Origin of the sequence: Thermotoga sp. (assembly GCF_021162145.1) — a bacterium.
In the GTDB taxonomy this organism is placed as follows: domain Bacteria; phylum Thermotogota; class Thermotogae; order Thermotogales; family Thermotogaceae; genus Thermotoga.
The window spans coordinates 1-11,246 of sequence record NZ_JAGGZH010000069.1 but is presented as its reverse complement, the minus strand read 5'-3'; the positions used below and the strand labels follow the sequence as shown (position 1 = coordinate 11,246).

Below are 11,246 nucleotides of genomic sequence, written 5' to 3'. Positions count from 1 at the left end.
GATTATTGGTCACTCGTGCCACGAAGAGTACAAAAATAAAAGAGAAAACAGAAGAGGTGCTCGAAGAACCTGAAGCGGTCCTGGAGGAGATTCCCACTCCGGAAGAAAGAAAAGAAGCGGACAAGAGATTAGATGCCCTTGAAGAGCTCTTGGGAAGAATCCAGAAGGAAGATGGTGGGGAAGAAAGCCTTGACGTGGAGGAGGTTTTGGAAAGAGCCAGAGGGATCTTTGAAAGCTCCGCCGAGATTCCTGACGATTTGACCGCTGAAGAAGTGAATCTGGATGTGGAGGAAACTTTCAAGGAGCTTGAGTCTAAGGAAGAATACAGCGAAGAAGACACTAGGAAACTCGTTCTAGCCTTGAAGAAAAAGATCAGGGAGGAATGAGGGTGTGGTACTTCTTTTCCGGTGTTCTTATGGGAATAGCGAACATCATACCAGGAGTTAGTGGGGGAACCATAGCAATTTTGATGGGGATATACGACAGACTGATAGAGACAGTGAATTCGCTGATTTCAGGAAGCTTCAAATCTTTGAAGGTGCTTCTCCCTGTTGGGATTGGTGTGTTTGTTGGAGTGTTTGGGTTTGCCAAGCTCTTTGAGATTTCTCTGGTCAGATATCCTGTTCCAACCCACTTCTTCTTCGTTGGGCTTGTGATCGTGAGTTTTGTGAAGTCAAAGGAGTTCTTTTCTTTTTCTTTGAAGAACTTCCTTTTTTTCTTTTTCGGTGTTCTGAGTGTTTCCCTACTCTATCTTTCGGGTCGATCCGCAAACAAGGACGAGTCCCTCGTTCTCCTTCTGGCAGGTTTTGTGGCTGCAGCAGCGATGGTGGTACCCGGTATCAGTGGTTCTCTAGTTCTTCTGATGTTCGGTGTGTACGATTCTGTTCTCTCCATGGTTTCCCATCTGGTTGTTGATAAGTTGCTCGTTTTCGCTGTAGGAGTGATCTTGGGGATTCTTGCTTCCATAAGAGTCATGGGGTTTCTTTTGAAAAGATTCAGGGAAGAAACCTACAGTTTCATAGGGGGAATGATACTGGCATCTCTCTACAAAGTGGTTCCAAAGGAAATGGACTTGAAAGATCTTCTCCCGTCTGTTCTGGTTTTTGTTGTGTCACTGGCTTTTGGATTTGCACTTTTGAAACTGGAAAAAAGACTATCGGCGGCTCAGAATTCTTAGTGCTTCTTTGATAACCTCAGACGTGGACATACCATCTCTGAGCACTTCTTTTATGACCTTCCTTGCCTGCCTTTCTGGATAGCCAAGGGAAACCAGAGCTTCCAGGGATTCACGGTAGGTCCTCATGTCTTTGAGTCCAACGTTTTCAAACTCCCCTTTCAGTTCCATGACGATTCGCTCAGCGGTTTTTCTGCTGATTCCTGGAAGTTTCGAAAGGCCTTCGACGTCCTGGGAGGCGATCATGGATATCAGGGTGTCCACATCTTCGCTTGAAAGTATTTTCAGGGCCGTCTTCGGTCCAAGCCTTGAGACTTTGGTCAGAGAGAGGAAAAGATCCTTTTTCCTCTTATCCGAGAAACCATAGAGGGTAACACTATCCTGAGAGATGCTCAGGAATGTGTGCAAATAGCACTCTTTGTTTTCCTCGAGTTCCTGGCTGGTTTGCATATCGCATACAATCTCAAAAACAATACCGAAATCCGTTAAAACGAGAGCGACGTTTCCCATTTTTTGCACCACTTTTCCGTGGATCCCGGCTATCACAAGTACCACTCCTCGCCGATCTTTCCCGTTTCAAGGTACTCTCTGACGTATCCCACTAAGAAGAGCGAGCCACTGACGACGGTCACAGATTTTTCATCAGCAATTTCCAGCGCTTCGAGAGGATCTTCAATGACTTCAATGCTTCCAAGTATCTTCTTTGCAAGCCTGACGAATCCCTCAAAATCTTTCATTCTGAGGGAGGGAACTCGCGTGAGAACGATTCTCTCGAAAACGCCCCTGTATTCTTTCAGAATGCCCCCTCGATCTTTGTCGTCCAGTATACCGATGATCAGATTCAGGGGTTCTTTAAAGTACAACTTCAAAGATTTCACGAGAATCTTCGCTCCATGAGGGTTGTGTGCTCCATCCAGAACGAACCTCTTTCCGTTTTTTTCGATCACCTCGAATCTTCCAGGGTTTCTCGCTTTCTTTAAACCTTCTCGGATCGCCATCTCATCCACCGAAAGACCGGTCGTTTCCAATGCTTTCAGAGCAACTCCTGCATTCATCATCTGGTGGTGTCCGTTCATTGCCAAGACGAGATTCTTCAGTGTTCTGCTTCCCCTGTAGTTGAACTTGTTTTCGAACAATTTCAGTGATTCAACCTCCACGTTGAAATCTCTGCCAAGGATGTACACTTTTGCCCTCTTCTTTCTTGCAACCTCTTCTATCACCTTCAGTGCTTCTCTTTTTTCCTCGCCAGTGACAACAGGAACACCGTTTTTTATTATTCCAGATTTTTCCCAGGCGATTTGCTCGATGGTGGTTCCCAGTATTTTTTCGTGATCTCGGTCCACTGTAACGATGACCGAACAGAGAGGAGAAACGACGTTTGTGGCATCCAGACGCCCTCCGAGTCCCACCTCTACAACAGCCACATCGACTTCTTTCTCTGCAAAGTAAAGAAAAGCCATCGCCGTGACCACTTCAAAGAAGCTGGGAGAAAACACTTCGTCCCCGTCCAAGCGTTTCAAGATGGATTTCATTTGCTGGTAGATGTTCTCCACTTCTTCTTCGGAGATGTACTCTTCGTTCAATCTGATCCTTTCTCTGAAGGTGCTGAGATGGGGTGAGTAGTACGATCCCACCTTGTACCCCTGGGCTATGAGGACATTGCTGATCATGTTCGTAACAGAGCCTTTGCCGTTTGTTCCTCCAACGTGAACGGTCTGGTACTTCAAGTGAGGGTTCCCCAGCAGGGAGAGAAGAAGGGAAATTCTTTCGAGGCCCGGCTTTATCTTACCCATAGGGCGTTTGTGATAAAGATATCTCAGCATGTCCAGATATCTCATCTATCAGATATCACCCCATATCAGGCTTTTGAAAGATGTTCCGTTCTCCAGAGGGGGTACGCCGAACATATCGGCGATCGTCTGTCCAAGATCCGCAAAGGTTTCCCTGACACCGACGTACACATCTTTCTTCAATTTCTCACCGTATCCGAGGAGAGGCACCATCTCCCTAGAGTGGTCCGTTGAAGGTGTCGTTGGATCACACCCGTGGTCCGCGGTTATGAACAGCACGTCGTCATTTTCCATGGCTTGGAGAATCTCGGGAAGCCTTTTGTCGAACTCTTCGAGGGCTTTCGCATAGGCAACGTAGTTGTTTCTGTGTCCGTATTTGGTGTCGAAGTCCACCAAGTTTGTGAATACCAGACACCTGTGTTTCTTCTCTTTCATAAGAAAGATTGTTTTGTCGATTCCGTCGTTGTTGTCCTTAGTTTTGTAATTTTCCGTAATACCCCTTCCAGCGAATATGTCGGCTATTTTCCCCACAACGTAGACAGATACGTTGTTCTCCATAAGAGTGTCCAGGAGGGTCTTTCCCTCGGGTTCGAGGGAAAAATCTTTCCTTTCAGGTGTTCGGACGTAGTTGGGCCACTCTCCAGTGAACGGTCTTGCTATGACTCTGGCGACCTTGTATCCCATCTCATCGAGAAGTTCTCTTGCTATCTTGCAGTATCTGTAGAGTTCTTCCAGTGGCACGATTTCTTTCTTCGCCGCTATTTGAAACACGCTATCGGCAGACGTGTAAACGATCAGCGCTCCTGTCTTTTCGTGTATAGGCCCCAGCTCTTTTATTATTTCCGTCCCCGATGCAGGTTTGTTTCCTATCACTTTCCTTCCCGTTCTTTTCTCAAACTCTTCTATCAATTTCCTCGGAAATCCGTTTGGAAAAAGGTCGAACGGTTTTTTGAGAATCACACCCGCTATTTCCCAGTGACCTGTGGTTGTATCTTTGCCGGGACTTTTTTCCATCATCTTCCCGTAGACACCTTCTGACGGTTTCACCGGTTTGACTCCTGGAATGTCGTCCAGATTGCCAAGCCCTAGCTTTTCCATGTTCGGCAGATGAAGTCCTCCCACCGCTCTTGCCGTGTTCACAAGTGTGTTGCTCCCTTCGTCACCGTACAGATGAGCATCGGGCATTGCACCGATTCCAACACTGTCCAGAACGATCAAGATCACTCGCACGTTCTCATCTCCTTTTTCTTGAAAGATTCTATCACGAAGCACCAGAGAATCTGATATCATTAAGTTAAGAGAGTACAGAGGAGTTAGGAGGTGCGTCTATGAAAGAGTATAAACCCCAGGAAATAGAGGAAAAATGGCAGAAAGTTTGGGAGGAAAAAGGAGTGTTTCACACTCCACAATGTTCTGAAAAACCAAAGTACTATGCCCTCGTGATGTTTCCCTATCCCTCTGGGACGCTCCACGTGGGACATGTGAAGAACTACGTCATAGGCGATATCATCGCAAGATACAAAAGGATGAGAGGTTACAACGTTCTTCATCCGTTTGGCTACGACGCCTTTGGGTTACCCGCGGAAAACGCGGCGATCGAGAGGGGAATACACCCTGAAGAGTGGACCAGAAAGAACATCTCCACCATCAGAGAACAGGTGAAGAAACTGGGGATAAGTTACGATTGGAATAGGGAGATCGTAACCTGTGATGAAGAGTACTACAAATGGACCCAGTGGATATTCCTTCAGCTCTACAAAAACGGTCTTGCCTACAAGAAGAAGGCGGCGGTCAACTGGTGCCCCAGGTGTAAAACCGTTCTTGCCAACGAGCAGGTGAAAGATGGAAAGTGTGAAAGGTGTGGAACAAGTGTAACCATAAAGCACCTTGAGCAGTGGTTCTTCAAGATAACCGATTACGCAGAAAGACTGTTGAACGATCTAGACAAGCTCACTGGTTGGCCCGAGCATGTGAAGACGATGCAGAAAAACTGGATAGGAAAGAGTACAGGTGCGGAGATAGAATTCCTCGTTGAGGGATCAAACACGAAGATAAAGGTCTTCACCACGAGACCCGACACGCTCTGGGGAGTCACGTTCATGGCACTGGCTCCGGAGTCTCCACTCGTTGAAGAACTGGTTCCCGATGACAAAAGGGAAGAGCTCCAGGCGTTCCTGGAACGCGTAAGGCAGCAAGATAGATTCAGGAGAACGTCTGTGGAGGCAGAAAAAGAGGGATTCTTTCTGGGTAAGTATGCGGTGAACCCGGTGAATGGGGAGAAAGTTCCCATCTACGTTGCGAACTACATACTCATGGAGTATGGAACGGGTGCCATCATGGGGGTTCCAGCTCACGACCAGAGGGACTTCGCCTTTGCTAAGAAGTACGGAATACCCATAAGGGTGGTCATCAAGCCCGTAGATGGAGAGCTCGATCCTGAGAAGATGAAGGAAGCCTATGAAGGCGAAGGAATCATGGTAAATTCCGGGCCGTTCACGGGAACACCGAGCAAGAAGGGTATCGAAAAGGTCATAAACTGGCTCGAAGAGAAAGGAATTGGCAGGCGATCGGTTCAGTATAAGCTCAGAGATTGGCTCATATCGCGTCAGAGGTACTGGGGAGCTCCCATCCCCATCATCTACTGTGAGAGGTGTGGTATCGTCCCGGTTCCAGAAGAGGATCTCCCGGTCAAGCTTCCGAAAGACGTGGAATTCCTCCCAACCGGTCAGTCTCCTCTTTCTTTCCACGAAGGATTCAAGAAGACCAAGTGTCCTATCTGCGGTGGTGATGCCCAGAGGGAAACGGACACTATGGACACGTTCGTCGATTCTTCTTGGTACTTTCTCAGGTATGTGAATCCACATCTAGATGACAAGCCCTTTGAACCGAGCGATGTGAATTACTGGCTCCCTGTGGACCAGTACATAGGCGGTGTGGAACACGCCGTGTTACATCTGTTGTACTCGAGGTTCATAACCAAGGTACTTCATGATCTTGGATATCTGGATTTCGACGAACCTTTTATCAACCTCTTCACTCAAGGGATGATCTATAAGGATGGTGCCAAGATGTCGAAATCGAAGGGAAATGTAGTGTCTCCCGATGAGATGATAGAGAAGTACGGAGCGGATACCCTGAGGATGTATATACTCTTCATGGCACCGCCGGAAAAAGATGCCGAGTGGAGCGATGCTGGTATCGAAGGAGTGCATAGGTTCATCAAAAGACTCTGGAACACCTTCTACATGATTTTACCGCATGTGAAGGAAGAGAGCATCGAGGGTCTCTCATTGACGACTTCTGTCGAAAAGGAACTCAGAAGGAAGTTGCACAGCATCATCAAGAAAGTAACGGAAGATATAGAAGGTGGATTCAAGTTCAACACGGCAATCAGTGGTCTCATGGAGCTGGTCAACCATCTGAATCAGTATCTGAACAGTGTGCCGGAGAATCGATGGAACAGAAAACTCCTGAGAGAGATCGCGGAGAACCTCACACTCGTTCTATCACCGTTCGCACCGCACCTGGCGGAGGAGTTCTGGCACGAGCTGGGAAAAGAAGGGCTCGTCGTCCAGCAGACCTGGCCCTCTTATGATCCGAAAGCCCTCGAGGTTGAAGAGGTGGAGATCGCTATCCAGATAAACGGAAAGGTGAGGGACAAGATCCTCGTTTCAGTCGACATTTCGGAAGAAGATCTAAAAAAGATGGTGCTGGAGAGGGAAAGAGTCAAGGAATACGTTGACGGAAAACCTGTGAAGAAATTCATCTACGTAAAAGGAAGAATAGTGAACATTGTGATATGAGGTGATAGGATGGCAGAGAAGATCCCAAAGCCCGTTTCGAAAAGGTTGGTCAGCTATTACATGTGCCTCGAAAGGTTGATCGATGAGGGGATCGAGGTGGTTTCCTCGGAGGAGCTGGCGAAGAGGCTCGACCTCAAGGCGAGTCAGATCAGGAAAGATCTGTCGTACTTCGGAGAGTTTGGAAAGCGTGGTGTCGGTTACAACGTGGAACATCTTTACAACGCGATTGGAGAGATACTCGGGGTCAAGAAAGAATGGAAGCTCGTCGTCGTGGGAGCTGGAAACATCGGACGAGCGATAGCCAACTACGCCGTTATGCGTGAAAAGGGTTTCAAGATAGTAGGGATATTCGATAACGATCTCTCGAAGATCGGTAAAGAAGTGGCACCCGGTATGGTAGTGATGGACGCAAAAGACCTGGAGAGGTTCGTCGAGGAAAAGAAGGTGGAGATAGGCGTCATAGCGGTTCCTGCCGAACATGCCCAGGAGGTAGCAGAAAGGTTGGAGAAGAGTGGTGTTGTGGGTATCCTGAACTTCGCGCCGGTCAAGATCAGGGTCTCTGTTCCCATCGAAAACATAGACATAACAGCGGCTCTGAGGGTATTAACCTTCGAGATCGTAAGGAGGAACAGGTGAATGGAGTACGACATATACGTGAAGGTATCCAAGGAAGATGTTCACCTTCTGAACTACCTTCTGGAAGTCGAAGAGCACATGTTCAACATCAGAAAGTATGAGGACGGTGTTCTGAGGATCATAACTCCCTTTCCAAAAGAAGCAATCGAGCTTCTGGAAGGTTGTAAGGAGATGGTCGAGCTTGAAATCGTCGATGTGAGGGAGAATCCTGGAGAAGCATGAGAAAGGTGACGCGTGTGAAAAGAGTGGAAGCCATCGACTTCGATGGTTTGATTCGGAAAGGGTACAGGTATTTTCTGTTCGATTTCGATAACACGCTCGCTCCGTGGAGAAAAAGTGAGTTATCGGAGGAGAAAAAAAAGATCCTGGAGGATTTGTCAGGTAAAGCGCACGTGGTAATCATTTCCAACGGTAAGCCAAGGAAAGTCGATCTCCCGGCCACGTTCGTTTGGCGGGCGGGGAAGCCTTTTAGTTTCAAGGTCTGGAGATTTTTGAAGAAAGAAAAGATGGATCCCAAGCGCTGTGTGATGATAGGGGATCAACTTTTCACCGACGTTCTCATGGGAAGGCTCTTTGGATTCCATGTGATAAAAGTGGAGCCAATCAGCCAGGAGGAGTTCTTTGGAACGAAGATACTGAGATTCTTCGAGAAAATTTTGGAGGGACGGCACAATGAAGACAGGTGAGATGAAAATAAACTGGGTTTCCAGATACATGCCTCTTCTGAACGAGATATCGAAGGAATTTTCGGAGAAAAGGCCACTCGAGGGTGTGACGGTTGGAATGAGCATACATCTAGAAGCGAAGACGGCGTATCTTGCGATCACGCTTGCAAAACTCGGAGCGAACGTCGTCGTCACAGGAAGTAACCCTCTTTCCACGCAGGATGATGTGGCAGAGGCCCTCAAGGAAAAGGGTATCACCGTTTACGCGAAGAGGACTCGCGACGAAAACATGTACCGAAGGAACCTCATGAAGGTGCTCGATGAAAGGCCTGATTTCATAATAGATGATGGAGGAGATCTCACGGTTATGGCGCACACTGAGAGAACCGATGCCCTCGGAAGTTTGAAGGGTGTTTCTGAAGAAACCACAACCGGTGTGAAACGCCTGAAAGCCCTTGAAAAATCTGGAAAGTTGAAAGTACCGGTCATCGCTGTGAACGACTCGAAAATGAAGTTCCTCTTTGACAACAGATATGGAACGGGACAATCCACGTGGGATGCTATCATGAGAAACACGAATCTTCTGATCGCTGGAAAAAGAGTCGTGGTTGCCGGTTATGGTTGGTGCGGAAGAGGAATCGCTTTGAGAGCTTCTGGTCTCGGAGCAAAGGTGATCGTGACGGAAGTAGATCCTGTTAAAGCGGTGGAAGCGATCATGGACGGTTTTGAGGTGTTGCCGATGAAAGAGGCTGTCAAACTGGCCGATTTCGTCATAACGGCCACGGGGAACACGGATGTGCTCACCGAGGAGGACATTCTCTCTCTTAAAAACGGAGCGGTTCTGGCCAATGCGGGTCATTTTAACGTGGAAATCCCTGTAAAGGTACTTGAAGAGGTCGCCGTTGAGAAATTCGAAGCGCGTTCAAACGTGACGGGTTACGTGTTGAAGAACGGAAAGACGGTCTTTCTCCTCGCAGAAGGTCGACTGGTCAACCTCGCGGCGGGAGACGGTCATCCCATCGAGATCATGGATCTTTCGTTTGCTCTCCAAACCTTCGCCGTATTACATCTTCTGGAGAATCACACGAACATGAAACCAAGAGTTTACACTCTCCCATCCGAGGTGGACGAGAAGGTGGCTATGATGAAGCTGAAATCGATGAACGTGAAGATAGACAGTTTAACGGAGAAACAAAGGAGGTATCTGGAGAGTTGGCGGTGAACTCGAAGTACTACCACTCGTGTATAAACTGTGGTGGGGTGAACACCGACGAGAGGAATGAGAGGGGACTCCCATGTGAAGTATGCCTTCCCGAGGAGTCCCCTTCTGACATCTATAAGGCACTTCTTGAGAAAAGAACGTTGAAGGATTATCGCTTCTATCACAGATTCTGGAGCGAGTACGAAGACTTTCGAAATTTTTTCAAAGAAGTGTTCGGGAAGGACTTGACGGGATACCAACGGCTGTGGGCCAAGAGAATGGTTTTGGGGAAAAGTTTTACGATGGTTGCACCGACGGGAGTGGGGAAAACCACGTTTGGAATGATAGCGTCCCTGTGGCTTGCAAAAAAGGGAAAAAAGTCTGCTCTCGTCTTTCCCACAGTGACCCTCGTCAAGCAGACACTTGAAAGGTTGAGGGAAATGGCTGAAGGTGTTAGAATCCTGGGATTCTACTCTTCCATGAAAAAGGAAGAGAGGAAGAATTTCGAGGAAAGTTTCAAGAAGGGTGACTATCACGTACTCGTTGTTTCTACACAATTTGTTTCTAAACACAGAGAGGAGCTTTCTAAGAAGAAATTTGACTTCGTCTTCGTGGACGATGTGGATGCAGTTCTCAAGGCCTCTCGTAACATAGACACCCTACTCACAATGGTAGGGATCCCCGAGGACGTTATAAAGAAGGCGTTCTCCGCCATTAAGCAGGGAAAGATCTACGAAAAACCGAAAAGTTTGAAGACAGGAATTCTTGTGGTTTCCTCTGCCACAGCCAAGCCGCGTGGGATCAGGCCTTTGCTGTTCAGAGACCTCCTCAATTTCACTGTGGGTAGGTTGGTGTCCGTGGCACGAAACATCACGCACGTGAGGATTTCCAGAAAATCCAGAAAGCGTTTGATAGAACTGCTCGAGACGTTCAGGGACGGTGTTTTGATCTTCACACAGACGGAGGAAGAAGGTAGGAATCTGGTCGAGTATTTGAAAGAACAAGGAATAAGGGTGGGAGAAACTTGGGAAAGGTTCGAAGAAAACTTCGAGGCATTCAAAAACGGAGAAATCAATGTTCTAGTGGGTGTGCAGGCGTATTATGGAAAGCTAACGAGGGGAGTTGATCTTCCAGAGAGGATAAAGTACGTGATCTTCTGGGGTGCCCCTTCTATGAGATTTTCCTTGGATCTCAACAGGGCTCCAAAGTTCGTCCTCACTAGGCTCCTCAGAGAATCAGGTTTGATAAAAGAGAAGAAAATAGGTGACGAGGAGCTCAGAAAACTCGCAAAATCGCACTTTTCCCAAGAAGAACTCGTAGAGAGAGTGAAGAAAATTTTCAGGGGTTCTGCTGTGAGAGGTGAAGAACTCATCGTTCCCGACATCTACACCTACATTCAGGCGTCCGGAAGATCATCGAGAATATTGAACGGCGTGCTCGTCAAGGGTTTGTCGGTGATCTTTGAGGAAGATGAGGAAGTCTTCGAGTCTTTGAGAACCCGTCTTCTTCTTATCGCAGAAGAAGAGATCGTCGAAGAACCGGAGGTAGATTGGGAGAAACTCGTTCGTGAGGTGGAAGAGAGCAGAAAGAGTCTGGGGGAAGGGTCTTTTGACACTTCTCGCTCCCTTCTGATAGTCGTTGAGTCGCCAACCAAGGCGGATACGATCTCGAAGTTCCTGGGGAAGGCTTCTTCTCGTAGGGAAAGAAACATCCTAGTCCACGAGGCTGTGACGGGCGAAGGAATCATTCTGTTCACGGCAACAAGAGGACACGTTTACGATCTTATCGTGAAGGGAGGGATTCACGGGGTTGAAGAGAAAGATGGGATCTTCGTCCCCGTTTACAATTCTCTGAAGAGATGCAGGGATTGTGGGTACCAGTTCACAGAGGACCGTGGAGAATGTCCCGTTTGCTCTTCGAGAAACCTCGACGATAAAACTGAAACCCTCAAGGCATTGAGGGAGATATCGCTTGAGG

The 11,246-nt window shown here is 47.8% G+C and carries 10 protein-coding genes and 1 pseudogene; 8 read left to right on the top strand and 3 right to left on the bottom strand.

Annotation, left to right across the window (positions count from 1 at the left end; genetic code table 11):
* Both J7K79_RS04730 and J7K79_RS04725 read left to right on the top strand, forming a co-directional pair.
* Positions 1-386, top strand: a pseudogene (locus J7K79_RS04730) (hypothetical protein); the annotation flags it as partial.
* On the top strand, positions 383-1,177 hold the full coding sequence (locus J7K79_RS04725; RefSeq protein WP_296905683.1) for a DUF368 domain-containing protein: 795 nt from the start codon (positions 383-385) through the stop codon (positions 1,175-1,177). The pseudogene J7K79_RS04730 and the gene J7K79_RS04725, both read left to right, overlap by 4 nt.
* Here the strand turns inward: J7K79_RS04725 and ruvA are convergent.
* The 3 genes from ruvA to J7K79_RS04710 are packed head-to-tail and all read right to left on the bottom strand — an operon-like array spanning position 1,154 to position 4,194.
* A complete protein-coding gene (ruvA, locus tag J7K79_RS04720) occupies positions 1,154-1,720 on the bottom strand; it encodes a Holliday junction branch migration protein RuvA (protein ID WP_296905681.1) in 567 nt (188 codons plus the stop codon). The two genes, J7K79_RS04725 and ruvA, sit on opposite strands and share 24 nt — an antisense overlap.
* A complete protein-coding gene (locus J7K79_RS04715; RefSeq protein WP_296905679.1) occupies positions 1,717-3,012 on the bottom strand; it encodes a folylpolyglutamate synthase/dihydrofolate synthase family protein in 1,296 nt (431 codons plus the stop codon). Before J7K79_RS04715 ends, ruvA begins: the two co-directional genes overlap by 4 nt.
* Positions 3,013-3,015: 3 nt before the next feature.
* On the bottom strand, positions 3,016-4,194 hold the full coding sequence (locus tag J7K79_RS04710) for a phosphopentomutase (RefSeq protein WP_296905677.1): 1,179 nt from the start codon (positions 4,192-4,194) through the stop codon (positions 3,016-3,018).
* A gap of 98 nt (positions 4,195-4,292) precedes the next feature.
* On the opposite strand from J7K79_RS04710, the gene leuS reads away from it, so the two are divergent.
* From leuS to rgy, 6 genes are all read left to right on the top strand, one after another.
* Positions 4,293-6,767: a leucine--tRNA ligase gene (gene leuS, locus J7K79_RS04705; protein ID WP_296905675.1), complete on the top strand. Its 2,475-nt coding sequence runs from the start codon at positions 4,293-4,295 to the stop codon at positions 6,765-6,767.
* Between the two features lie 9 nt (positions 6,768-6,776).
* Positions 6,777-7,403: a redox-sensing transcriptional repressor Rex gene (locus J7K79_RS04700; RefSeq protein WP_296905673.1), complete on the top strand. Its 627-nt coding sequence runs from the start codon at positions 6,777-6,779 to the stop codon at positions 7,401-7,403.
* Positions 7,404-7,625, top strand: coding sequence for a DUF4911 domain-containing protein (locus tag J7K79_RS04695; RefSeq protein WP_296905671.1), 222 nt, complete (start codon positions 7,404-7,406; stop codon positions 7,623-7,625). It begins immediately after the preceding gene.
* Complete coding sequence (locus tag J7K79_RS04690; protein ID WP_296905669.1) at positions 7,622-8,089, top strand: YqeG family HAD IIIA-type phosphatase; 468 nt, start codon at positions 7,622-7,624, stop codon at positions 8,087-8,089. Before J7K79_RS04695 ends, J7K79_RS04690 begins: the two co-directional genes overlap by 4 nt.
* A complete protein-coding gene (locus tag J7K79_RS04685) occupies positions 8,076-9,290 on the top strand; it encodes an adenosylhomocysteinase (protein ID WP_296905667.1) in 1,215 nt (404 codons plus the stop codon). The genes J7K79_RS04690 and J7K79_RS04685 overlap by 14 nt, the downstream gene beginning before the upstream one ends.
* On the top strand, positions 9,287-11,246 hold a 1,960-nt coding region (gene rgy, locus J7K79_RS04680; protein ID WP_296905685.1), incomplete at its 3' end, for a reverse gyrase. The genes J7K79_RS04685 and rgy, both read left to right, overlap by 4 nt.